19 protein-coding genes and 3 tRNA genes are annotated in these 21,065 nt (G+C 61.6%); 7 read left to right on the top strand and 15 right to left on the bottom strand.

What is annotated here, in order from left to right:
- Positions 1–4: 4 nt before the first annotated feature.
- The 9 genes from TRP66_RS17550 to TRP66_RS17590 form a co-directional block, all read right to left on the bottom strand.
- Positions 5–1,396: a GntP family permease gene (locus TRP66_RS17550; RefSeq protein ID WP_333405100.1), complete on the bottom strand. Its 1,392-nt coding sequence runs from the start codon at positions 1,394–1,396 to the stop codon at positions 5–7.
- Positions 1,397–1,674: 278 nt separating this feature from the next.
- Entirely contained in the window at positions 1,675–3,093 is a 1,419-nt protein-coding gene (locus TRP66_RS17555) for a sigma-54 interaction domain-containing protein (protein ID WP_333405342.1), read from the bottom strand.
- 164 nt (positions 3,094–3,257) lie between these two features.
- The gene (locus TRP66_RS17560; RefSeq protein WP_333405102.1) at positions 3,258–4,868 is read right to left on the bottom strand and encodes an ABC transporter ATP-binding protein; all 1,611 of its coding nucleotides are present in this window, start codon (positions 4,866–4,868) and stop codon (positions 3,258–3,260) included.
- Positions 4,869–5,891, bottom strand: coding sequence for an ABC transporter permease (locus TRP66_RS17565; RefSeq protein ID WP_333405104.1), 1,023 nt, complete (start codon positions 5,889–5,891; stop codon positions 4,869–4,871).
- Positions 5,891–6,949, bottom strand: a complete 1,059-nt coding sequence (locus TRP66_RS17570) for a microcin C ABC transporter permease YejB (protein ID WP_333405106.1) — start codon at positions 6,947–6,949, stop codon at positions 5,891–5,893. Before TRP66_RS17570 ends, TRP66_RS17565 begins: the two co-directional genes overlap by 1 nt.
- On the bottom strand, positions 6,950–8,830 hold the full coding sequence (locus TRP66_RS17575) for an extracellular solute-binding protein (RefSeq protein ID WP_333405108.1): 1,881 nt from the start codon (positions 8,828–8,830) through the stop codon (positions 6,950–6,952). It lies immediately after the preceding gene.
- 198 nt (positions 8,831–9,028) lie between these two features.
- A complete protein-coding gene (locus tag TRP66_RS17580) occupies positions 9,029–9,310 on the bottom strand; it encodes a peptidylprolyl isomerase (RefSeq protein WP_264427973.1) in 282 nt (93 codons plus the stop codon).
- Positions 9,311–9,392: 82 nt separating this feature from the next.
- Positions 9,393–10,472, bottom strand: coding sequence for a 3-deoxy-7-phosphoheptulonate synthase (locus TRP66_RS17585; protein ID WP_333405112.1), 1,080 nt, complete (start codon positions 10,470–10,472; stop codon positions 9,393–9,395).
- A 703-nt stretch (positions 10,473–11,175) separates the two neighbouring features.
- Positions 11,176–11,397, bottom strand: coding sequence for a DNA-binding protein (locus TRP66_RS17590; protein WP_333405114.1), 222 nt, complete (start codon positions 11,395–11,397; stop codon positions 11,176–11,178).
- Positions 11,398–11,479: 82 nt separating this feature from the next.
- On the opposite strand from TRP66_RS17590, the gene TRP66_RS17595 reads away from it, so the two are divergent.
- From TRP66_RS17595 to TRP66_RS17620, 6 genes are all read left to right on the top strand, one after another.
- Positions 11,480–11,845: a helix-turn-helix domain-containing protein gene (locus tag TRP66_RS17595; protein ID WP_333405116.1), complete on the top strand. Its 366-nt coding sequence runs from the start codon at positions 11,480–11,482 to the stop codon at positions 11,843–11,845.
- 135 nt (positions 11,846–11,980) lie between these two features.
- Positions 11,981–12,625, top strand: coding sequence for a response regulator transcription factor GacA (gene gacA, locus TRP66_RS17600; RefSeq protein ID WP_333405118.1), 645 nt, complete (start codon positions 11,981–11,983; stop codon positions 12,623–12,625).
- A 2-nt stretch (positions 12,626–12,627) separates the two neighbouring features.
- Entirely contained in the window at positions 12,628–14,451 is a 1,824-nt protein-coding gene (uvrC, locus tag TRP66_RS17605; protein WP_333405120.1) for an excinuclease ABC subunit UvrC, read from the top strand.
- 32 nt (positions 14,452–14,483) lie between these two features.
- Positions 14,484–15,044 carry a CDP-diacylglycerol--glycerol-3-phosphate 3-phosphatidyltransferase gene (gene pgsA, locus TRP66_RS17610; protein ID WP_333405122.1) on the top strand — a complete coding sequence of 187 codons (561 nt, stop codon included), beginning with the start codon at positions 14,484–14,486 and terminating at the stop codon, positions 15,042–15,044.
- A gap of 63 nt (positions 15,045–15,107) precedes the next feature.
- A tRNA-Gly gene (locus tag TRP66_RS17615) sits at positions 15,108–15,183 on the top strand.
- Positions 15,184–15,231: 48 nt separating this feature from the next.
- Positions 15,232–15,305, top strand: a tRNA-Cys gene (locus TRP66_RS17620).
- A 144-nt stretch (positions 15,306–15,449) separates the two neighbouring features.
- Here the strand turns inward: TRP66_RS17620 and TRP66_RS17625 are convergent.
- Complete coding sequence (locus tag TRP66_RS17625) at positions 15,450–15,743, bottom strand: addiction module antidote protein (RefSeq protein WP_333405124.1); 294 nt, start codon at positions 15,741–15,743, stop codon at positions 15,450–15,452.
- Positions 15,744–16,388: 645 nt separating this feature from the next.
- A tRNA-Leu gene (locus tag TRP66_RS17635) sits at positions 16,389–16,474 on the bottom strand.
- A 438-nt stretch (positions 16,475–16,912) separates the two neighbouring features.
- On the opposite strand from TRP66_RS17635, the gene TRP66_RS17640 reads away from it, so the two are divergent.
- Complete coding sequence (locus tag TRP66_RS17640; protein WP_333405126.1) at positions 16,913–17,302, top strand: helix-turn-helix domain-containing protein; 390 nt, start codon at positions 16,913–16,915, stop codon at positions 17,300–17,302.
- 22 nt (positions 17,303–17,324) lie between these two features.
- On the opposite strand, the gene TRP66_RS17645 is transcribed toward TRP66_RS17640, so the two are convergent.
- From TRP66_RS17645 to modA, 4 genes are all read right to left on the bottom strand, one after another.
- A complete protein-coding gene (locus TRP66_RS17645) occupies positions 17,325–18,380 on the bottom strand; it encodes a DNA topoisomerase IB (protein WP_333405128.1) in 1,056 nt (351 codons plus the stop codon).
- Between the two features lie 72 nt (positions 18,381–18,452).
- Positions 18,453–19,541: a molybdenum ABC transporter ATP-binding protein gene (gene modC, locus TRP66_RS17650; RefSeq protein ID WP_333405130.1), complete on the bottom strand. Its 1,089-nt coding sequence runs from the start codon at positions 19,539–19,541 to the stop codon at positions 18,453–18,455.
- Between the two features lie 24 nt (positions 19,542–19,565).
- A complete protein-coding gene (modB, locus tag TRP66_RS17655) occupies positions 19,566–20,246 on the bottom strand; it encodes a molybdate ABC transporter permease subunit (protein WP_333405132.1) in 681 nt (226 codons plus the stop codon).
- A complete protein-coding gene (modA, locus tag TRP66_RS17660) occupies positions 20,247–21,005 on the bottom strand; it encodes a molybdate ABC transporter substrate-binding protein (protein ID WP_442965218.1) in 759 nt (252 codons plus the stop codon).
- Positions 21,006–21,065 lie beyond the last annotated feature (60 nt).

Consider the following 21,065-nt stretch of genomic DNA (forward strand, 5'->3'; position numbering starts at 1 on the left):
GTCCTCAAACGATGCCGGTGGCGTAGAAGGTGCCGATGACCACGAACACCCCCAGCGTCTTGATCAGCGTGATGCCGAAGATGTCTTTGTAGGCTTCCCGATGGGTCAGGCCCGTCACTGCCAGCAGGGTAATGACTGCGCCGTTGTGCGGCAGTGTGTCCATGCCGCCGCTGGCCATGGCCGCGACCCGGTGCAGCACTTCGAGGGGAATGTTGGCGGCATTGGCGGCGTCGATGAAGGTCTGCGACATCGCGGCCAGCGCGATGCTCATGCCTCCCGAAGCCGAGCCGGTGATGCCGGCGAGCAGGGTCACGGTGACCGCCTCGTTCACCAAGGGGTTGGGAATACTTTTGAGACCGTTGGCCAGCACGATGAAACCTGGCAGCGAGGCGATGACGGCACCAAAGCCGTATTCCGAAGCGGTGTTCATGGCGGCCAGCAGCGCGCCGCCGACCGCGCTCTTGCTGCCTTCGGCCAACTTGTCGCGCAAGGTGCCGAAAGCGAATGCCAGCACCATCAGAATGCCGACCAGCAACGCTGCTTCCACGGCCCAGATCGCCGTCAGCTTGCTGACTTCGGTCTGCACCGGTGTCGCCATCCCCGGCAAGGCGAGCGTGTGGGTCTTGCCATACCACTGGGGTATCCACCAGGTGAACAACAGATTCATCACACCCACCAGCACCAACGGCGAGAGCGCGAGCCAGGGGTTGGGCAGGCGCAGGTCGGCAGCGGTTTCCGGCTCGTTGCGCAGCTCCTTGCCATAGCCTTCGCCGGCGCGCTGAGCCTTGCGGCGTTGACGCTGCAAATACAGCATCCCGACGCCGAACACGAACAAGGTGCCGATCACACCCAGCCATGGCGCGGCCCAGGCGGTGGTGTTGAAGAAGGTGGTAGGAATGATGTTCTGGATCTGCGGGGTGCCGGGAAGGGCGTCCATGGTGAAGGAAAATGCGCCCAGGGCGATGGTCGCGGGGATCAGGCGCTTGGGAATATCGCTCTGGCGGAACATCTCGGCGGCGAACGGATAGACCGCGAACACCACCACAAACAGCGATACGCCACCGTAGGTGAGCAGCGCACAGACCAGCACGATCACCAGCATGGCCTGGCGCGTGCCGAGCAGACCGATGGCAGCGGCCACGATCGAACGTGAAAAGCCCGACAACTCGATCAGCTTGCCAAACACAGCGCCCAGCACGAACACCGGGAAATACAGTTTGATGAAGCCGACCATCTTGTCCATGAACACGCCGGTGAAGGCGGGCGCCACGGCGGCCGGGTCGGTGAGCAGGACCGCTCCCAGTGCGGCGATGGGGGCGAAAAGGATGACACTGTAGCCGCGATAGGCGGCGACCATCAGCAGCGTGAGCGCTGCCAGGGCGATGAGCACACTCATCTGTTTCTCCAGTCGTTATTGTTGTTGTACTGCGGGTCGCCAATGCGTTAGCGCGAATCGTGCCAATACGCCAAGTACTTGTATTTGCTGGAGATCCGGGGACGGACCGGGAAACGCGGGCGCTGGAATGTCTCGAATCATGGACGAGCGCCCTGCGACGCCATTGCCCATAACCGTATCAGGCCCTGATTCTGCGAGGAAAAGATCGGTAAAACCCTGAACCGGAAGGGAAGCGCGCATGCGGGCGCGCTGTCCGGAAACAGAGACCGACAATCCCCTTATTGAGACTCGACGATGCCCAGCAGCGCCATCTTCTTGTAGAGCGTCGAGCGCCCCAGCCCCAGCAGCGTGGCCGCGCGTACCACGTTGCCGCCGCATTGCATCAGGGTGGTCTCGATCAGATGCCGTTCGAAGCGCATCCGCGCCTGACCGAAGCTTTCGTGGCCGCACTCGTCAGTGGCTCGCGAAGGCGGGGCGGCGCTGGCGGGCACCACGGTGCCGATGGCGGCACGAATATCGCTGGCCGTCAGGATCAGTTCATCGCTGAGCAGGGCGGCGCGCTCCAGAACGTTGCGCAGTTCGCGCACGTTGCCTGGCCAGGCATGCTGGGCCAGCAGTGCCAGCGCTCCGGCGTCCAGTTCATGGCGACTGCGCAGTTCTTCGAGAATCGCCTCGCTCAGGGCCGGCACGTCTTCCAGGCGCTGGCGCAGGGGCGGCACGTTGATGGGCAGCACGTTGAGGCGGTAATAAAGGTCGGCGCGAAAGTCCCCGCGCCGGATGGCCGCTTCCAGGTCAGTGCTGGTCGCCGCGATCAGTCGCACATCGCTGTGCAGCACTTCGTTGGAGCCGACCGGTTCGTATTCCTTCTCCTGCAACACCCGCAACAACTTGCTTTGCAGCGTCAGCGGCATGTCGCCGACCTCATCGAGAAACAGCGTGCCGCCTTGCGCGACCTTGAGCTTGCCAGGGCGGCCCTTGCGGTCGGCGCCGGTGAATGCGCCCGGGGCGGTGCCGAAGAACTCGGCCTCCAGCAGCGCTTCAGGAATGGCGGCGCTGTTGATGCTGACGAAGGGCCCGCCGGCGCGGCTCGAAGCATTATGGATGGCGTGGGCCAGCAGCTCCTTGCCGGTCCCGGTTTCGCCCAGCAGCAGGATCGGCGATTCGGCCGATGCGCCACGCCGTGCGCGACGTTTGACCTCCAGCGTCGCATCGCTGATGCCGATGAAGTGCGCGAAGCTGTATTTCGCCTGGCGGGCCTTTAGCAACGAACGAGTCGTCGCCAGCTCCTGCTCCATGCTCATGTAGCGCTTGAGCAAGGGGGAGAGACTTTGCAGCTCGTCGAACAGAGCAAAGCCGATGGCGCCGATCAGCGCGCCCGCGCCGTCGTGGATCGGCAGACGCATGACGACCAGCGGGTCCCTGGCGGTGTCCATCATGTCCAGCAGGATTGGCTGGCCATTGCTCGCCACCTGGCGCAGCAGGCTGCCGGGTATCACGCTTTCACAGGGTTTGCCGATCGCCAGGCTCGGGTCCTGCAGGCCGAAACGCCGTGCATAACGCTCGTTGATCCAGACGATGCGTGCGTCCTTGTCGACGATGACGGTTCCCTCGCTGGACTGTTCGATGATCTCGAACAGCGACCGGATCGCCAGGCGCTGGACGCGCTTGTAGTCATTGAGGGTATCGCTGCCTTTCATCGTGCCGCTGTCTTTCATGGAGCCGTGGGCAGCGAGGCCATCGGGGCCATGTGTATCGGGGCTATGGGTGTTGAGGCCATGATTCTTGGGGCCGGAATTCGTAGGGCCATGCTTCATGAGAGTCCACCGTCCTTGAGCCGGCATCTGGCGGCACAGAAAGCCCGTTATGATTCTTTACCACTGCTCGCCGGCGCATTGAACTGCGGATGCGCCGCCGCCAGCAGCTCCCGGGTGTAAGGATGGCGGGGCGCGTCGAATATTTCATGGCTGGCGCCACGCTCGACGACCTGGCCGTCCTTGACCACGATCACATCATGGGCCAGCGCCTTGACCACGGCCAGGTCATGGCTGATGAACAGATACGTCAGCCCATGCTTGTCTTGCAGCTCGCGCAACAGCGTCACCACCTGCTTCTGCACCGTGCGGTCCAGTGCCGAGGTCGGCTCGTCGAGCAGGATCAGCGCCGGCTTGAGCGCCAAGGCCCGGGCGATTGCGATCCGCTGACGCTGTCCGCCGGAAAATTCATGCGGATACCGGTGACGACTGTCCGGATCGATACCGACTTCTTCCAGTGCCCGCACCACCGCCGCGTCGCACTGCGCGGCGTCCAGACGTTCATGCACTTCCAGCCCTTCAGCGATGATCTGCGCCACCGACATCCTCGGACTCAAGCTGCCGTAGGGGTCCTGGAACACCACCTGCATCTCCTTGCGCCAAGGCCGCATCTGTTTCCGGGTCAGGCCCTCAAGCGCCTGGCCCTGGAAACGGATACTGCCATGAGATTCCAGGAGCCGCAGGATTGCCTGACCAAGTGTCGATTTTCCCGACCCGGATTCGCCGACGATGCCCAGCGTCTTGCCGCGTTCGATGCTCAGGCTGATATCGTCCACAGCCTTGAGGTATTCCCGATGCCGGCGCAGCCAGCCGCCGGCCAGCGAAAACCAGACCCGCAGGTTGCGCACCTCCAGCACCGTTTCGCGAGTCTCGCGGCACAGCGGCTCGCCGCCAGGCTCGGCATCCAGCAGCAGGCGGCTGTACGGATGCCGGGGCGCGCGGAACAACGACCGGCAGTCGGCCTGTTCGACGATTTCCCCGGCACGCATCACGCAGACACGCTGGGCGATGCTGTGCACCAGGTTCAAATCGTGGCTGATCAACAGCAACGACATATTCAGGCGTTTCTGCAAAGACTTGAGCAACAGCAGAATCTTGCGCTGCACGGTCACGTCTAGCGCCGTCGTAGGCTCGTCGGCGATCAGCAGCTCTGGCTCGCAGGCCAGCGCCATGGCGATCATCACTCGCTGGCGCTGACCGCCGGACAGTTCATGGGGATAGGCCTTGAGGCGTTTGTGCGGCTGCTGGATGCCGACCAGCTCCAGCAGTTCGAGAATTCGCGCCTCGGCCTCGCGGCCGCCGATGCCACGGTGCAGCAGCAGGGTTTCGCCGATCTGGCGCGATATCGTGTGCAGCGGGTTCAGCGACGTCATGGGCTCCTGAAAGATCATCGCGATGCGGTTGCCGCGCAGTTCCTGGAGCGTGCGGTCACTGGCGCCGAGCAACTGTTTGCCACGCCAGGTGATGCTGCCGGTGCACAGGGTTCCGGCCTTGGGCAGCAGTTGCAGGATCGAGTGCGCGGTCACGGACTTGCCGGACCCGGACTCGCCCACCAACGCCAGGCACTCGCCGGCCCGGACGTCCAGATTCAGATGTCGAACGACCTGCTGGCCATTGAAGGCCACGCTCAGGTCGCGAATTTCAATCAGGTTTTCCGGCATCTAGGACCTCGGATCAAAAGCATCGCGCAGCGCTTCGCCGATGAATACCAGTAGCGTCAGAATCAATGCCAGTGCGAAAAAGGCGGTCAGGCCGAGCCAGGGCGCTTGCAGGTTCTGCTTGCCCTGGGCAATCAGTTCGCCCAGCGAAGCGCTGCCGGCGGGCATGCCGAAGCCAAGGAAATCCAGGGCCGTCAACGTCGAGATGGCGCCGGTCAGAATGAAGGGCAGATAGCTCAGGGTCGCGTTCATGGCGTTGGGCAGAATGTGTCTGCGGATAATCGTGCGATCGTTCAGGCCGAGCGCCCGCGCGGCTTTGACATATTCGAGGTTGCGGCCGCGCAGGAACTCGGCGCGCACCACATCAACCAGCGCCAGCCAGGAGAACAGCGCCATGATGCCCAGCAACCACCAGAAGTCAGGCTCGACGAAGCCCGACAGAATGATCAGCAGATACAGCACCGGCAGCCCGGACCAGACCTCCAGCAAGCGCTGACCGATCAGATCGACCCAGCCGCCATAATAGCCTTGCAACGCGCCGGCAGTGATACCGATCAGTGCGCTGATCGCGGTCAGCGCGAGGGCGAACAGAATCGAGACACGGGTTCCAAAGATCACTCGCGCGAGCACGTCGCGAGCCTGGTCGTCGGTACCCAGCCAGTTGTCCGACGAAGGCGCGCTGGGCGCGGGGGCGGTCAGCTCGTAATTGGGCGTGTCGGCGCTGAAGGGGATGGGCGGGAACAGCATCCAGCCGCCGGCCTTGCCGATCAGTTGCTGCACGTACTGGCTGCGGTAATCGGGCTGAAAGGGCAGTTCGCCGCCGAACGCCTGTTCGGTGTAGCGTTTGAAGGCAGGGAAGTAGAGCTGGTCCTGATAACTGACGACCAGTGGCTTGTCGTTGGCGATTAGCTCGCCGCCCAGGGTCAGGGCGAACAGGGCGCAGAACAGCCACAGCGACCACCAGCCACGCCGGTTGCCACGAAAGCGTTCCAGTCGGCGCCGTGCCAAGGGAGAAAGGCGGCTCATCATGCGCGCCTCGCGCTGAAATCGATGCGCGGATCGACCAGGGTGTAGCACACGTCGCCCGCCAGCTTTATCAGCAGGCCGAACAGGGTAAAGATGAACAGCGAGCCGAATACCACCGGATAGTCTCGGGAGACGGCGGCTTCGTAGCTCATGCGGCCCAGACCGTCCAGGGAGAAGATCACCTCGATCAGCAGCGATCCGGCGAAGAACACGCCGATGAACGCCTGCGGTATGCCTGACACCACCAGCAGCATCGCATTGCGAAACACATGTCCGTAGAGGACGCGCCGCTCGCTCATGCCCTTGGCCCGGGCAGTGGTGACGTACTGCCGGGTAATCTCGTTGAGAAACGAATTTTTGGTCAGCAGCGTCAGGGTGGCGAAACCGCCGATCACCAGGGCGCTGACCGGCAATACCAGGTGCCAGAAATAATCGGCGATCTTGCCCGTGGTCGACAGCTGATCGAAGTTATCGGAGACCAGACCGCGCACCGGAAACCAGTTCAGCGAAGTGCCACCGCAGAACACCACGATCAGCAGCATGGCGAACAGAAAGGCCGGCATGGCGTAACCGATGATGATGGCGGTACTGCTCCAGATATCGAATTGACTGCCATGCCTGACCGCCTTGCGAATGCCCAGCGGGATCGACACCAGATAGGTCAGCAACGTCGCCCACAGGCCCAGCGACAGGGACACCGGCATCTTTTGCAGGATCAGGTCAGTCACCGTTGCGCCGCGAAAAAAACTGGTGCCGAAATCGAGTCGTGCGTAGTTCTTCAGCATCAGCCACAGGCGTTCATGCAGCGGCTTGTCGAAGCCGTACTGCCGCTCGATGTCCTTGATCAGCTTGGGGTCCAGCCCCCTGGAAGCCCGGGAACCACTACCGGCGCTTTCCGAGGCTGAACCGATCGACGATCCGCCGATGCCCTGCAGACGCGCGATCGCCTGTTCGACCGGCCCACCGGGCGCCGCCTGAACAATGAAGAAATTGACCAGCAGGATGCACAGCAGCGTAGGAATGATCAGCAGTAGGCGTCGGATGATGTAACCCAGCATTCAGCGCATCTCCGAGGCAAGGGCCGAATCGCCGCGCCGGGCGGCGAACTGTTCGTTGGTCAAGGGTTCGGGACTCACTTCCCACCAGGTCTCGATGGCTTCGCTGTTGCTGGCCTGAACCTTGGGGATGCCGAAGCGATTCCACCAGACGGTCGAAGAGCCGGGCGGATAGTAATTGGATATCCAGTAGTAGTTCCATTGCAGCACCCGGTCGAGGCTGTGGGCGTGTTCGATCATGCTCTGCTGATCATCGGCCTTGACCAGTCCTTCGATCAGGCGATCGACCGCCGGATCGCGCAGGGCCATGTAGTTGGACGAGCCTGGGTCCATCGCGACCCCGGAACCGAAATTGTTGTACAGGTCCGAACCTGGCGAGCTGGTCACGGTATAACCGGTGACGATCATGTCGTAGTCGCGGGCCATGACCCGGTTCAGATACTGGGCCGGATCGATGCGGCGAATGTCGAACTGGATGCCGATCTGGGCCAGGGTGCGCTTGTAAGGCAGCAGCATGCGCTCGATGCCGGACTGGGCGTTGAGGAAAGTGAAGCGGAAGGGTTCGCCTTGGGCGTTGACCAGATGGTCGCCCTTTGGCGTCCAGCCGGCGGCCTCCATCAATTTCAGCGCTTGCAGCTGTTTGTCGCGGATAAAGCCGGTTCCGTCGGTCCGCGGCGACCGGTAAACCTGGGTAAAGACCTCGTCGGGTACGCTGCCGCGCAGCGGTTCGAGGATTTTCAGCTCGGCGGGCGTCGGAAGTTGCGTGGCCGCCAACTCCGAGTTTGAAAAAAAGCTGTCCTGACGAATGTACATGTCGCGCATCATCTGCCGATTGGTCCATTCGAAATCCCACAACAGGTTGAGTGCCTGTCGCACCCGGCGATCCTGAAAGATCGGCTTGCTCAGGTTGAACACATAGCCCTGAGAACTCTGGACCGCGCCTTTGGCGAGATGGGCTTTTTGCAACAGGCCCTGGGTCAGCGCCGGGCCGTCGTAGCGAATCGAATAGCCGGTGGCGGAAAACTCGCGGTTGTAATCATAGGCGCCAGCCTTGAGCACCTGACGCGCCACGTCGATATCGCCGAAATACTCGATGCTGAACGTATCGAAGTTGTACATCCCGCGACTCACCGGCAGGTCCTTGCCCCACCACTGCGGATCGCGCTCGAAGGTGATGGTGCGGCCCGGATCGACGTGACCGATCCGGTAGGGACCGCTGCCGGGCGGGATCTCGAAGCCCGCGCCCCCGGCGAAATCCCGGCTCTTCCACCAGTGTTCGGGAAACACCGGCAATGATGCGATGTCCAGCGGCAGGGTCCGGTTTTCACTGTTGCGAAACTCGAAGCGGATCTTGTCGGGTGATTCGACCTGCACGTCTTTCACCGCATCGAAGCGGGTCCGGTACTGCATGCTGCCCTGGGTCATCAGCAGCTCGAAGGTGTACTTGACGTCGTTGGCCGTGATGGGCGTCCCGTCGGTGAAACGCGCGGCGGGATTGAGGTGAAACCGCAGCGTCAGCCGATCATCACTGAGGTCCATCCACTGCGCGACAAGGCCATAGACCGTGTAAGGCTCATCCAGGGAGCGCACTGCCAGCGGCGAGTAAAGCATGCCGCTGATCTGGGCGACGCCGGTGCCCTTGTCGATGTAGGGCATCAGATGGTCGAACTGGCCGATCTCCAGTGCCGAGCGGCGCATGCTGCCGCCCTTGGGTGCATCGGGATTCACGTAGTCGAAGTGCTGAAAGTCGGCCGGGTAGCGGGGCGCTTCGCCATAGACGGTCAGTGCGTGGCGCGGCGTGGCAGTCGCGGCGCCCGGGCCTGTGAGCAGGCCCGCCAGCACGAACAGTCCCGCAACCAGCAAAGATGGAAAAGCGTGGCGCATCAAGCGAATCCTGGCAGGTATCGGCGAAGGGTTTCAGCGGGGACGGCGCAAGCACCGGCGCGCGCCAGGTAACAGCGGCGCCGAATCGTCATACGTTGTAACGACCTTTGTCGGGAAATGCCAGCGTCCAAGCTGGGGCCGCGCAAACGAAAACGGCCCGTCACAGGACGGGCCGTCTGGCACTGTCAGCAGTCAGGATCAGTCCTGGCGGCTGGTGACTTCCAGCAGGTGGTAGCCGAACTGAGTCTTGACCGGACCCTGTACCACGTTGATCGGGGCGCTGAACACAACGGTGTCGAATTCCTTGACCATCTGGCCGGGACCGAACGAACCCAGGTCTCCACCCTGGCGGCTGGACGGGCAGCTGGAGTTGGCCTTGGCGACTTCAGCGAAATCGGCGCCGCCTTCAATCTGTGCCTTGAGCTCGTTGCACTTCTCTTCGCTCGAAACCAGGATGTGACGGGCAGTGGCTTTAGCCATGATAAATATCTCCAAATCATATAAAAGAAAGCAGCGTACCCGAATTGGTACGCCGTTTCCCGGAAAAGTGCCCTCGTGTGCGTCAGCGATACCGCAGACGGTCCACCGCGTTGCACAACAATTGTTCGGTTGCGTCCCAGCCAAGGCAGCCGTCGGTCACTGACACGCCGTAGCGCAGTGACTGGCCGATGGGCTGGCAGCCCTCGAACAAGTGGCTTTCGAGCATCAGGCCGATCAGCGAGGTGTCGCCGTCGAGGCGCTGCTGCAGCACGTCGTTGAAAACCTCAGGCTGGCGCAGCGGGTTCTTGCCGCTGTTGGCATGACTGCAGTCGACCATGATTCTGGCGTCCAGCTTGTCCCGGGCCAGCGCCTCCCGCACTTGCGCAACGCTCTGGCTGTCGTAATTCGGCCCGGCGTGCCCGCCGCGCAGTACCACGTGAGTGTCCGGGTTGCCGGGGGTTTCGATGATCGCCGGATGGCCGGAGGCGTCGATCCCGAAATGCCGGTGGCCGTGGGCAGCCGAACGTATGGCATCGCTGGCGACGCCGACGCTGCCGTCGGTGCCATTCTTGAAGCCCACGGCCATGGGCAGGCCGCTGGCCATTTCCCGGTGGATCTGCGATTCGGTCGTGCGGGCGCCAATCGCCACCCAGCTCAGCAGGTCATCAAAGTAGCCGGCTGCCATAGGCTGGAGCAATTCGGTCGCGACCGGCAGGCCCAGCTCGACCATGTCGAGCATCAGGCGACGCGACAGGGCCAGACCGGCGGCCATGTCGTCGCTGCCATCGAGGTGCGGGTCGTAAGCCAGGCCTTTCCAGCCCACGGTCGTGCGTGGCTTCTCGACATAGGCACGCATCACCACGAGTAATTGGTCGCTGACCTGAGCGCCGAGATCGGCCAGGCGCGCGGCGTATTCAAGCGCGGACTGCGGATTGTGGATCGAACAGGGGCCGACGATCACCAGCAGCCGGGAGTCTTCACCGGTGAGAATGGCGCGCACGGCGCGGCGCTGGTCTTCGATACGGGCGGCCAGGGCGGACGAAAGCGGCAACTGGTGTTTGAGTTCCCGGGCACTGGGCAGGCGACGGGAAACGGGGGCGTCGCACAGTGCAATGGTGGCGGCGGACAGGCTGGACGGTTTTACGGCAACGGACGATTTCATATCAGGCTTCCTGGGCTGGCGGGCGCATCCCGCCAGGCCCTACTTGGGTGTTCGACAATTCGCCGGGCTGGCGCTGGATAGAGAAATGCCACCTGGCAGTGACCGAACGGAGGCGGCAGGCTGTCCCGAACGGAGGGTGGTAAATCGCCAGGCGAAGTCGATGTCGTTGCGGTAATAGGTGGCGTAGTTCATGTCTTGATCCTCGTCATGCAGTTGAGTGCAGCTGAAATTATCCGGGCCCGGAAAAACAAAACCCCCGGTCGGGGAGCCGACCGGGGGTTAGAGAGTTCTCTGGTTGGCGTCCCGTTTATCTGGGCGCCGGAGGGGTATCAGGCGCGCCAGTGGCTAAACCAATACCCATAATAAAAATCGACTGGAACGGACACCGTGTTCGCCGCCGTCCACGCGCTGGCAGGCACCACGACGCGACAGACGTCAGTGCGATGCGACAGCGAAGAGGGAAGGGCGTGCAACATGTGTGTCTCCAGAAGTTGACCCGAGCTTACGCCACATCAGGTGGCGGATTCAATCGGAAATTCCAATCGCGCCTGCCGCCAGCGTCGATCCGCGGACGTCCCTGGAGCGCAGGTTCTGGCCAGTCTGGAGCGATAGACTGATCTGGTAGGAGAAGGCGACTCGTAATGCGGGCGCGAACCGGTGCTCCGCAGCGAAAATTCGGCATGTGGGCGGACAGCGCTGGTACTCACTCCGTCATCGGGTTTACCGGTTCAGGGATGCTGCCGACCTTCATCCCCAGCAGAACTGCCACTTTATGGGCTTCGCCGCGGCGACCCTTCTTGCGGCCGGCCAACACTTGGTAGGTGGTTGCCGGATCGATGCTGTGTTCGCGCGCAAATTCCTGAACGGATTTCCCTTGTTGATCGAGCCAGGCCTTGGCTTGTACAGCGGTGCGTATTCCGGGCATAGTTCAAAACCGTTCAATTCAGTTCAATTCTGTCCGGAGTCTACCATTCGGAAGGGTGTCGTCAACAAGGTTAAGTATTCAAATGAGTGGAATCGGGTACAGGCTAAGAAAAGAAAGGGAGCGTCTTGGGCTTTCTCAGCGTGCCTTTGGAGAGATCGGTGGCGTGGAAGCCAACGCTCAGGGAAAGTATGAAAGCGGCGACCGCGCACCCAAGGCCGATTATCTGGCTGCGGTTGCCGCCAGAGGCGTAGACGTGCTGTACGTCCTGACCGGAAAGCCCACCCCCATGGCTGTCGACAACCTCAGCGTGGCCGAGGAAAAAGTGCTGGGCAGTTACCGTGTGCTGACCAGGGAGGATCAAGATGCAATCAGACGATTGACGACCACCATGGCGGAGCTGTCTGCTTCCTACGCGAGCGGCAGGGAGCTTTCCTCCGACGGCGACTGACCCGTCGCGTGGGACGTACGGCCGGCAGGGGCAACCTGAACCGCCGGGGACTGAATGTGTCGACGCTAGGTCCAACGGGTGGTTTTTTGTTATGGTGAGCGGCAAATCGTTATGACTGGTGCATGAGGTGTCTGCTTGATTAAGGTGCTAGTTGTAGATGACCATGATCTTGTCCGCACAGGCATCACCCGGATGTTGGCCGACATCGACGGCCTGCAGGTCGTCGGGCAGGCAGAATCCGGCGAAGAGTCGTTGAAAAGGGTACGCGAGCTCAAGCCCGACGTGGTGCTCATGGACGTCAAGATGCCTGGCATCGGCGGGCTTGAAGCCACGCGCAAGATGATGCGCAGCCACCCCGACATCAAGGTTGTGGCAGTCACCGCCTGCGAGGAAGACCCATTCCCGACCCGTTTGCTGCAAGCTGGCGCCGCCGGCTACATGACCAAGGGCGCCGGGCTGGCCGAAATGGTCCAGGCGATACGCCTGGTGTTCGCCGGGCAGCGGTATCTCAGCCCGCAGATAGCCCAGCAGCTCGCACTCAAGTCCTTTCAGCCACAAGTCAACAATTCGCCCTTCGACCTGCTATCCGAACGCGAGATCCAGATAGCGCTGATGATCGTCGGCTGCCAGAAAGTCCAGACCATCTCCGACAAGCTGTGTCTGTCCCCGAAAACCGTCAATACCTACCGTTATCGTATTTTCGAGAAGCTCTCGATCAGCAGTGATGTCGAACTTGCTTTGCTGGCTGTACGTCACGGCATGGTGGATGCCAGCGCCTGAACATGACCCTTACGTTTGATCCCAGTGCCTTTCTCGCGACCTGCAGTGGTCGCCCCGGTGTCTACCGGATGTTCGACGCCGAAGGGAAGCTGCTCTATGTCGGCAAGGCCAAGAACCTCAAGAAGCGTCTCGCCAGCTATTTTCGCAAGACCGGTCATGCGCCCAAGACCGGCGCACTGGTCGCCCGCATCGCCCAGATCGAGACGACCATCACCGCCAACGAGACCGAAGCGCTGCTCCTGGAGCAGACGCTCATCAAGGAATGGCGTCCGCCGTACAACATCCTGCTGCGCGACGATAAATCCTATCCTTATGTCTATCTGTCCGACGGTGCCTATCCGCGCCTGAGCATCCATCGCGGGTCGAAGAAAGGCAAAGGGCGTTATTTCGGGCCGTATCCAAGCGCCGGGGCGATTCGCGAGAGCCTGAGCCTCCTGCAGAAAACCTTTCAGGTCCGCCAGTGCGAGGACAGCTACTACAAGAACCGCAACCGACCCTGCCTGCAATATCAGATCAAGCGCTGCAAGGGGCCTTGCGTGGGTCTGGTCGAGCCTGAAGTGTATGCGCAGGACGTGCGTCACTCCGTGATGTTTCTCGAAGGACGCAGCAACGCCTTGAGCGACGAACTCAACGCCGCCATGGAAAAAGCCGCCATGGCGCTTGACTTCGAGCGCGCGGCCGAGCTGCGTGACCAGGTTGCGTTGCTGCGCCGGGTCCAGGATCAGCAGAGCATGGAAGGCGGCAGCGGGGACGTCGACGTGATTGCGGCGTTCGTCAACCCGGGCGGCGCCTGTGTCCATCTGATCAGTGTGCGCGGCGGCCGGGTGCTGGGCAGCAAGAACTTCTTTCCGCAGGTGGGCATCGAGGAAGAAGTCGGCGAGGTCATGTCGGCGTTCCTGGCCCAGTACTACCTGGGCGGCGTGGATCGCGAGCTCCCGGCCGAAGTGATCGTCAACGTCGTCAACGAGGATTTCCCCGCGCTGATCGAGGCGATCGAAGAATTGCGCGGTCGTGAGCTGACCATCAGTCACCGTGTGCGCGGCACCCGTGCCCGCTGGCAGCAGCTGGCGGTTACCAACGCAGAACAGGCCCTGTCGGCACGCTTGGCGAATCGACAACATGTCGCTGCGCGCTTCGAGGCACTGGGCGAGGTGCTGAACCTCGATGAGCCTCCGACCCGGCTGGAATGCTATGACATCAGCCATTCCAGCGGCGAAGCTACCGTAGCCTCTTGCGTGGTGTTCGGGCCGGAAGGTCCGGTGAAGGCCGACTACCGCCGATTCAACATCGAAGGTGTCACCGCCGGCGACGATTACGCCGCCATGCATCAGGCACTGACACGCCGCTTCAGCCGCATCATGGACGGTGAGGGCAAACTGCCCGACGTTCTGCTAGTGGACGGCGGTAAAGGTCAGATGGCGATGGCTCGCGACGTGTTGAACGAACTGGCCGTTCCAGACCTGATCCTGCTAGGCGTGGCGAAGGGCACGACCCGCAAGGCGGGGTTCGAGACCCTGTATCTCAACGACGCTGCCCACGAATTCACCTTGCCCGGCGACTCGCCGGCGCTGCACCTGATCCAGCAGATCCGCGACGAGGCACACCGCTTCGCGATTACCGGCCACCGCGCCCGGCGGGGCAAGACACGGCGTACCTCCACACTCGAAGGGGTGGCGGGGGTCGGGCCGACCCGGCGCCGGGATCTGCTCAAGCACTTCGGCGGATTACAGGAATTGTCCCGCGCAAGCGTCGATGAAATCGCAAAAGCGCCGGGAATCAGCAAAAAGCTGGCAGAGTCGATTTATGCAAACCTGCACAGCGAGTAGAATGCCGATTCACCTCGTAGCCAGTTGTGCCGATGAATATCCCTAATCTGATCACCGTTCTGCGCGTTTTACTGATTCCGATCTTCATTCTGTTGTTCTACCTGCCTTATCACTGGAGCTACGCAGCCGCCAGTACGGTGTTCGCGTTTGCCGCAGCCACCGACTGGCTGGATGGCTATCTGGCCCGGCGCCTGGAGCAAAGCACCCCGTTCGGCGCCTTTCTCGATCCGGTCGCGGATAAGCTCATGGTGGCGGTTGCGCTGGTGCTGCTGGTCCAGACCCATGCCAATCTATGGCTCGCCTTGCCGGCGGCGGTGATCATTGGCCGGGAGATCGTGATCTCCGCGCTGCGCGAATGGATGGCGGAAATCGGCGCGCGCGCCCAGGTCGCGGTATCCAGCATGGGCAAGTGGAAGACCGCGGCCCAGATGCTGGCGCTGGTGATCCTGCTCGCCAACCCGCCGGGCTTGTCTTTCTGGGTCGTGTCCGGTTATGCGCTGCTGATTATTGCCGCCGGGCTTACATTGTGGTCCATGGTGCAATACCTGCGCGCCGCGTGGCCGCACCTGAAAACCACCGCAGAAAAAAAATAAGTTTTTGAATCAAAGGCTTGACGAATGTTTTTGAGCGTATAGAATGGCGCTCGTTACCAAGACGCGGGAATAGCTCAGTTGGTAGAGCACGACCTTGCCAAGGTCGGGGTCGCGAGTTCGAGTCTCGTTTCCCGCTCCAGTTTCAAGTGTTATTACGTTTGATGTCGAAGTTGGCATTGCGCGTTCAGGCCGAGTAGCAAAATGGTTATGCAGCGGATTGCAAATCCGCCTACGCCGGTTCGATTCCGACCTCGGCCTCCACACTGAAAGCCCCGCAGCCTCTGGCTTGCGGGGCTTTTTTCATTTGAGGCGGATTTTATTCGCCGCTGCGTTTGGGACAATTGAGGGACAGTAGGATTGATTCCATGTCCCAGGGTGTCCGGCAAAATCCGCGTCATAACTTGATCAGTGATGTGGGGCGACCGTCGGCTGCAGTTTGATGCCGATGGCATTCATGACCTTGATCATCGTTTCAAAGCGCGGCTTTGCGCCTGGCGCCAGAGCCTTGTACAGGCTGGCCCTGCCCAAGCCTGAATCCTTTGCAATTTGAGCCATGCCGCGGGCCTTGGCGACATAGCTTACCGCGCGGATCAGCTCGTCAGCATCGCCCTCGGCCCACACCTGGGCGACGTACTCATTGATTGCTTCATCGCTGTCGAGCATCGCCGCCATATCGAATGGCACCAGAATCTCGCTCATGTTCAAACCTCCTTGGCCATCTTCCAGGCCATTTGATATCCGCACGCTGGGTGGATTTGGCGCCACCCACCGGCAGGATGATCAGCACGTGGTCACGGATTGTGAAGTAAACCCGGTAACCGGGGCCCACGTCGATGCGCATCTCGGATACCCCACCACCCGGGTTTTGACCTCGCTCAGGTCACCTGCGCAGGCCTGTTCGATTCGCCGGGCGATTGCGATTTCGCTTGCAGATCCCGGACGGCGGCATGCCCCTGAGCGAAAATTCCGGTCTGCTAAATCAAATAGGTCATGTGCGCAAAGTGTATCCGGGCGGAGACACGAGATCCAATGGCGCAGTAGCCGCTTGTCTATAAAGGCTTTGGGCCAGTTCTCCGGCCTGCTTGCTCTGCCGTGCTTGCTCATGAGTCTTGCTCGCGGCATTAGCCAGCTTGCGGTCATGAAAGGGTTATAACGGCTGATTCAGTCCGGCAGCAGTTCTGGATGGCGAGTGCTCTCGGATGGCGGTGGCGCAAAGAGTTGATCGCGATTGGCAGGACGCCAGAGAAGGGGGTAAACGCTGAATTGCGACACGATTGCTGAGTTGCGGCAATTTCATCGGCACATTTGCTGAGCAGACAAGCTCGCAACTCATTGATTTATCAATGGTGCCCCGAGCCGGGGTCGAACCGGCACGCCCAGAGGGCGAGGGATTTTAAGTCCCTTGCGTCTACCAATTTCGCCATCGGGGCGGTAGCGCCAAGGCAGGGAATATATACACCCAAACTCGGTGAAGCAAGCACGGAAGACCGCTGAGCGTCACAATCCCCATGTTTTCGATAAAAATAAAATCTCGTTAAATCATGAGGCTACGACGGAACGACACTCGTTTGCGTGTTTTAGGGCCGTGGGGTCCAGGCGATTGGCAACCCGGGTTTCCTTCACAGCCATGCGACTGTTGGCTATAACTGTCTCTGTAGCAGGACAAATTTCTCCGTGAATGGAGACGACCCGGAAATCGTGTCGAGGAGCGATAAACGCCAGTTGAAATTTTGCCGGGATTGTAGGAGAACACTTGACGAAGGGTCCCCGGCACGCGCAGCAGGGCGCTCGCCAGGTAAATCTATGAGGTTGATCCGGCTGTTCAGCAACCACTGACCGTTTGATAAGGGGACGGGGGTGATCAGGCCATGAGCGACATAGGTTCACGTTTGAGACAGGAACGCAAACGCATGGGTCTTTCGCAACGAGAGATCGGTCAGTTGGGTGGCGTGGCGGCCAATGCACAGGGCAAGTACGAAAGCGGCGAGCGGGTCCCCAAGGCCGACTATCTGGCGGCGTTGGCGAACAGTGGGGTGGATGTGCTGTTTGTGCTGACTGGCCGACGGGCCAGTACCATCGCCATGGATAATCTGCTGAGTCGGGTTGCGGTCAAGGGGGGCGAACCGGCGGCGATGTTTGTTGAAGTGCAGCAGGCGGTCAGTCAGTTGGTCACGACCATCGAGCAGATTTCCAACGCCTATGAAGTGGACCTTGGCAAGCCGCCTCGGTCCATGCTGCCGTTCGTGGCGCGGGAGTAACGCAGCTGCTGCACCGGCTACTTTATGCAGTGGACTCTTCGATGACTTCCTCGACCTTCTCTGCCAGTGCCCTGAGGTAACTGGCGAGCGCGACTTCTTCTTCGCGCAGACCCTTGCGCTGCCGGATCCTTGGCAATTTAGCCAGACTGCCCATCAGAAAGCCTTCGAGCACGGCAGGATGGATGTAGCATTTGCGGCAGATCGCCGGCGTGTTGCCCAGCAGTCGCGAGACTTCCTTGACCATTTCGACGATGTGCCGCTTGGCGTCGGCTTCCGGCTCCCAATGCAGTTTGCGCAGGGTCGCCAATGCCATGGCGCTGGCCGCCCAGGTCCGGTAGTCCTTGGCCGTGAAGTGCGCGCCGGTCAGGCTGTGCAGGTAGGCGTTGATGTCCGACGAGGTCACTTTGTGTCGGACGCCGTCGTCATCCAGGTACTGAAAGAGGTTTTGTCCCGGCAGTTCCATGCAGCGTTTGATGACGTTCGCCAGCCGTCGATCGTTGACGCTGACACTGTGTTCGACTCCGCTCTTGCCGCGAAACTCGAACAGGATCTTTCCGCCACGCACTTCGACGTGCTTGCTGCGCAGGGTCGTCAAGCCGTAGGAGCGGTTCTCCCGGGCATACTGGCTGTTGCCGATCCGGATCAAGGTGGCATCGAGCAGGGAAACCACGGTTGCCATAACCTTTTCCCGGCCCATGCCGGGTTGCGCGAGCTGCGCTTCGATCTGTTTGCGCACTTTGGGCAAGGCGTGCCCGAACTGGATCAGGCGCGCGTATTTGTTCTGGTCACGGATTTCACGCCAGCGCGGGTGGTAACGATACTGCTTGCGACCACGGGCATCGCGTCCGGTGGCCTGCAAGTGGCCGGCCGGGTCCGCGCAGATCCACACATCGGTGTAGGCCGGCGGAACGGCGAGGCCGTTGATGCGCTTGATCTCGGCCTGATCGCGTATGCGTTTGCCCTCGGTGTCGAAATAGGCGAACTTGCCTCGCAGTAGGCGGCGAGTGAAACCTGGCTGGGTATCGTCTACGTAATGCAGGTCCGGAAGGTCGGGGAGAATCTCGGTCGAGTCGGGCATGGCAAAAATCCAGATGCGGTTAATCACACTGACCGTTGCGGCCCTCGATTGGTGCCGGAATTTTTGCGGGCCTCAGGCAAGCACGGCCACCGCCTTGATTTGTGCCCACAAGCGCTGGCCGGTTTGAATCTGCATCTGATCGAACGAATAGCGCGTGATACGCGCCAGAAGCGGCGTGCCGCCGGCGTCCAGTTGCACGATCACATGCGCGTCGTTGTCTGCGGAGACGCTGTTGGTCACGGTCACCGGCAGACGGTTGAGAATGCTGCTGTGGGCCTCAGCCTGCAGGTTGAGGCTGACGTCCCGCGCCTGCACTTTGATACGCAGGTTCTTGCCCGCGTCGATCCGCTGGTGGGCCACCCGGATCGACAGCTCGCTATGGGGCAGCGCCAGGCTTAAAAGCTGGTACTGCGCGTCGTAGGCTACGCAGGTGCCCTCGATGGTGACGCCCGCGTCGTCGCCTTGGGCCAGCGGCAAATCGAGGCGGGTCAGCGTTTCGCCTATAGGCCCGCTGGCCAGGGCCTTGCCCTGGTCGAGCAGCACGATGTGGTCGGCCAGCCGGGCGACTTCGTCCTGGGCGTGGCTGACGTAAAGCATCGGAATGTTCAGCTCGTTATGCAGACGCTCCAGGTAGGGCAGGATCTCGCCCTTGCGACGGCTGTCCAGGGCGGATAGCGGTTCGTCGAGCAGCAGCAGGCGCGGGCTGGTTAGCAGGGCGCGGGCGATGCCTATCCGCTGGCGCTCACCGCCGGACAGCCCGTCCACGCGCCGGTCCAGTAGATGGTCCACGCCCAGCAGCGCGGCAGCATCGTTGAGTTGCAGATGACGGTCCGCGCGGGGTATGCGGCGCAGACCGAATGCCATGTTGCCGCGCACCGTCAGGTGGCTGAACAGGCTGGCTTCCTGAAACACATAGCCGATGGGGCGCTGGTGCGGCGGCACGAACAGGCCGCACGTGGTGTCCTGCCAGAACTCGCCATTGACCTGGATCACGCCATGCCGCGCGCGTTCCAGACCTGCAATGCAGCGCAGACAAGTCGTCTTGCCGGAGCCGGACGGTCCGAACAGCGCTGTAACCCCTGAACCCGGCAGATGCAGATCGACATCCACCTCGAAGTCGGGGTAGCTCATCTGCAGGCGAACGTGGATTTGCGTTGTCATGGTCAGACTCTCATCTTGCAGCTTTCAGCGCCATCCGGTGCTGGTCTTGTTGCTGGAATACAGTGCCAGCAGCACCACAAACGAGAACACCAGCATGGCGCCGGCCAACCAGTGGGCTTGCAGGTATTCCATGGACTCGACATGGTCGAAGATCTGCACGGACACCACCCGGGTCTTGTCAGGAATGTTGCCGCCGATCATCAGCACCACGCCGAACTCGCCGACCGTATGAGCAAAACCCAGGATCGCGCCGGTCACGAAGCCAGGCCGGGCGAGGGGCAGGACTATGGTGAAGAACGTGTCCCAAGGCCCGGCTCGCAGCGTCGCGGCGACTTCCAGCGGGCGCGAGCCGATGGCCGCGAAGGCGTTATGCAGTGGCTGTACGACAAAGGGCATCGAGTACACCACCGAGCCGATCACCAGACCCGTGAAGCTGAAGGTCAAGGTTCCTAGCCCCAGGCTCTGGGTAAGTTGCCCGACCGGACCATTGGGCCCCAGCAGCAGCAACAGATAAAAGCCGATGACCGTGGGCGGCAGCACCAGCGGCAAGGCCACCACGGCACCGACCGGCCCTTTGAGCCAGGAACGGGTCCGAGCGAGCCACCAGGCGATGGGCGTCGCAATGACCAACAGAATCAGGGTAGTCAGCGACGCCAGTTTCAGGGTCAGCCAGATCGCCGCGAAGTCGGCGTCGCTCAGGTGCATTTACAGCTGGTACCCGAACGACTTGATGATTTCCCCAGCCTTCGGACCTTTGAGATAGTCGACCAGCGCTTGCGCGGCCGGATTGTCCTTGCCCTTGTCGAGAATGACCGCGTCCTGGCGGATCGGGTCATGCAGCTCGGCGGGCACGACCCAGGCCGAGCCGCGGGTGAGCTTGCCGTCCTTGTAGATCTGCGACAATGCCACGAAGCCCAGTTCGGCGTTGCCGCTGGAAACGAACTGGTAGGCCTGGCTGATGCTCTGGCCTTCGACCAGCCGGGAGCGGGTCGCTTGGGTCAGCCCCAGCTTGTCCAGCACCTGGGTAGCGGCCAGCCCGTAGGGCGCCGCCTTGGGATTGGCGATCGACAGGTGCTGATAGCTTTGACCCTTGAGCACCTCGCCCTTGTCATCGACGTATCCCGGCTTCGCTGACCAGAGCGCGAGCGTCCCGGTTGCATAGGTGAAGCGCGAGCCCTTGACGGTTACGCCTTCGTTTTCCAGTTTGGCCGGCGTCGTGTCGTCGGCGGACAGGAATACTTCGAAAGGCGCGCCATTGCGAATCTGTGCGTAAAACTGGCCGGTCGCGCCGAACGACGCCACCAATTTGTGGCCGGTGTCTTTCTCGAAGTCTTTGGCGATGGCCTGGATCGGCGCGGTGAAGTTGGCGGCGACCGCGACCTGTACTTCATCGGCCAGCGCGGCGCCTGACATCAAGACGGAACAGGCGAAAAACAGGGCGTTGCGCAGGGCAGGGGCTTTCATCAGAGAATCCTGGGGCAGGGGAATAGAGGCCTGGGCGGCCAATCGCTATATACGAGAATA

It is taken from the genome of Pseudomonas sp. JDS28PS106 (assembly GCF_036706555.1).
GTDB lineage: Bacteria > Pseudomonadota > Gammaproteobacteria > Pseudomonadales > Pseudomonadaceae > Aquipseudomonas.

What these genes read in the sequence shown, in the direction of transcription:
- TRP66_RS17585 (WP_333405112.1), bottom strand. Translation starts at nt 10,472, where the DNA reads ATGAAATCGTCCGTTGCCGTAAAACCGTCCAGCCTGTCCGCCGCCACC.
- TRP66_RS17590 (WP_333405114.1), bottom strand. Translation starts at nt 11,397, where the DNA reads ATGCCCGGAATACGCACCGCTGTACAAGCCAAGGCCTGGCTCGATCAA.
- modA (WP_442965218.1), bottom strand. Translation starts at nt 21,005, where the DNA reads ATGAAAGCCCCTGCCCTGCGCAACGCCCTGTTTTTCGCCTGTTCCGTC.
- TRP66_RS17565 (WP_333405104.1), bottom strand. Translation starts at nt 5,891, where the DNA reads ATGAGCCGCCTTTCTCCCTTGGCACGGCGCCGACTGGAACGCTTTCGT.
- TRP66_RS17575 (WP_333405108.1), bottom strand. Translation starts at nt 8,830, where the DNA reads ATGCGCCACGCTTTTCCATCTTTGCTGGTTGCGGGACTGTTCGTGCTG.
- modB (WP_333405132.1), bottom strand. Translation starts at nt 20,246, where the DNA reads ATGCACCTGAGCGACGCCGACTTCGCGGCGATCTGGCTGACCCTGAAA.
- TRP66_RS17580 (WP_264427973.1), bottom strand. Translation starts at nt 9,310, where the DNA reads ATGGCTAAAGCCACTGCCCGTCACATCCTGGTTTCGAGCGAAGAGAAG.
- TRP66_RS17570 (WP_333405106.1), bottom strand. Translation starts at nt 6,949, where the DNA reads ATGCTGGGTTACATCATCCGACGCCTACTGCTGATCATTCCTACGCTG.
- TRP66_RS17555 (WP_333405342.1), bottom strand. Translation starts at nt 3,093, where the DNA reads ATGAAAGGCAGCGATACCCTCAATGACTACAAGCGCGTCCAGCGCCTG.
- TRP66_RS17560 (WP_333405102.1), bottom strand. Translation starts at nt 4,868, where the DNA reads ATGCCGGAAAACCTGATTGAAATTCGCGACCTGAGCGTGGCCTTCAAT.
- TRP66_RS17625 (WP_333405124.1), bottom strand. Translation starts at nt 15,743, where the DNA reads ATGAGCGAGATTCTGGTGCCATTCGATATGGCGGCGATGCTCGACAGC.
- pgsA (WP_333405122.1), top strand. Translation starts at nt 14,484, where the DNA reads ATGAATATCCCTAATCTGATCACCGTTCTGCGCGTTTTACTGATTCCG.
- modC (WP_333405130.1), bottom strand. Translation starts at nt 19,541, where the DNA reads ATGACAACGCAAATCCACGTTCGCCTGCAGATGAGCTACCCCGACTTC.
- uvrC (WP_333405120.1), top strand. Translation starts at nt 12,628, where the DNA reads ATGACCCTTACGTTTGATCCCAGTGCCTTTCTCGCGACCTGCAGTGGT.
- TRP66_RS17550 (WP_333405100.1), bottom strand. Translation starts at nt 1,396, where the DNA reads ATGAGTGTGCTCATCGCCCTGGCAGCGCTCACGCTGCTGATGGTCGCC.
- TRP66_RS17645 (WP_333405128.1), bottom strand. Translation starts at nt 18,380, where the DNA reads ATGCCCGACTCGACCGAGATTCTCCCCGACCTTCCGGACCTGCATTAC.
- TRP66_RS17595 (WP_333405116.1), top strand. Translation starts at nt 11,480, where the DNA reads ATGAGTGGAATCGGGTACAGGCTAAGAAAAGAAAGGGAGCGTCTTGGG.
- TRP66_RS17640 (WP_333405126.1), top strand. Translation starts at nt 16,913, where the DNA reads ATGAGCGACATAGGTTCACGTTTGAGACAGGAACGCAAACGCATGGGT.